Source organism: Streptomyces ossamyceticus, assembly GCF_001418475.1.
GTDB lineage: Bacteria > Actinomycetota > Actinomycetes > Streptomycetales > Streptomycetaceae > Streptomyces > Streptomyces ossamyceticus.
Window position 1 is genome coordinate 1 of record NZ_LIQX01000742.1, and the last position, 1,627, is coordinate 1,627.

General features: G+C 72.6%; 2 protein-coding genes. Both read left to right on the forward strand.

The window, feature by feature from the left end:
• The coding region (locus tag AOK15_RS37880) for an EboA domain-containing protein (RefSeq protein ID WP_055523324.1) at positions 1–715 on the forward strand (715 nt) is incomplete at its 5' end.
• Positions 716–771: 56 nt separating this feature from the next.
• Positions 772–1,626 (forward strand): TatD family hydrolase, encoded by an 855-nt coding sequence (locus tag AOK15_RS37885; RefSeq protein ID WP_055523326.1) that lies wholly within the window; start codon positions 772–774, stop codon positions 1,624–1,626.
• The last annotated feature ends 1 nt before the right edge of the window (position 1,627 follow it).

A 1,627-nucleotide genomic window follows, 5' to 3' on the forward strand; every position in this document is an offset into this window, starting at 1 on the left:
TCCCCGGACCGCCCTCTCCCGCCATCCACTCGAACCGGCCGCCCGCTCCTGGCTCGCCGACGCGGAGGCACGGATCGCCGCCCGGCCCGCCGCCGTGCGAGCCCTGTTCCCCGCCGCCCGCAGACACTGCGGACGCGCCCGACTGGACGCCCACTGGACCGCCGACGAGGCAGCCCGTGCCGTCCTGCTCACCGCCCTGCCCCTCACCGGCGCGTCCCTCGCCGCCGAACTCGCGGGCCTCTTCCGCCACGGCGACCCGGCCGAGCAACGGGCCGTCCTGCGGGCCCTGCCCCTCCTCGACGCCTCCACCGAGGCCGACGGCGAGCCCCTCGCCGACCTCGCCCTCCCCCTCGTCCGTGAGGCGCTGCGCGGCAACGACAGCCATGTCATCGAGGCCGCCCTCGGACCGTACGGCGCGGCCCGGCTCCCCGACGCCGAGTACCGGCAGGCCGTGCTCAAGTGCGTCTTCCAGGAGATCCCGCTGGACCGGATCGCCGGGCTCGACACCCGAACCGACGCCGAACTCGCGCGCATGCTGGCCGACTTCGTGCATGAACGGGTCGCCGCCGGCCGGGACGTCCCGCACGACATCTGGCCCGTGGTCCGGGCCCACCCCGCCCGCGCCGCCCTCGTCGAACGGCTCACCGACGAGACACGGGCCGCCGTGCAGGAACGCCGCGAGGCCGCCGTACGCGCGCTGAAGGAACTCCAGTAGCCCCGCGCGGGACACCACCCAACTCGCCCCGCTCCCCGAAGAACCCGAGGAAGCCAGTGCGTATCTTCGACCCCCACATCCACATGACCTCCCGCACCACCGACGACTACGAGGCGATGCACGCGGCCGGGGTCCGCGCGGTCGTCGAGCCGGCCTTCTGGCTCGGCCAGCCCCGCACCTCGCCCGAGAGCTTCTACGACTACTTCGACGCGCTGCTGGGCTGGGAGCCTTACCGGGCCGCCCAGTTCGGCATCCAGCACTTCTGCACCATCGCGCTCAACCCGAAGGAGGCCAACGACCCGCGCTGCCGGCCCGTCCTGGACGAACTGCCCCGCTACCTGGCCAAGGACCGCGTCGTCGCGGTCGGCGAGATCGGCTACGACTCCATGACACCGGAGGAGGACGAGGCGCTCGCCCTCCAGCTGCAACTCGCCGTGGAACACGGCCTGCCCGCGCTCGTGCACACCCCGCACCGCGACAAGGCCACCGGCACCCGCCGCACCCTGGACGTCGTACGGGAGTCGGGCATCGCCCCCGAACTCGTCGTCCTCGACCACCTCAACGAGCTGACCGTCGGCATGGTCCTCGACAGCGGCTGCTGGGCCGGGTTCTCGATCTACCCGCGGACCAAGATGAGCGAGGACCGCATGGTCGCCGTTCTCCAGGAACACGGCACCGACCGCGTCCTCGTCAACTCGGCCGCCGACTGGGGGCGTTCGGACCCGCTCAAGACCCGCAGGACCGCCGACGCGATGCTCGCCGCAGGCTTCGACGACGACACCGTGGACAAGGTCCTCTGGCGCAACCCCGTCGGCTTCTACGGACAGAGCGGCCGACTGGACCTCGACGAGCCCAAGCCCGACGAGGAGTCGAGCTTCCAGGGCAACTCCGTCCGCCGCGGCGGAGAGTGAG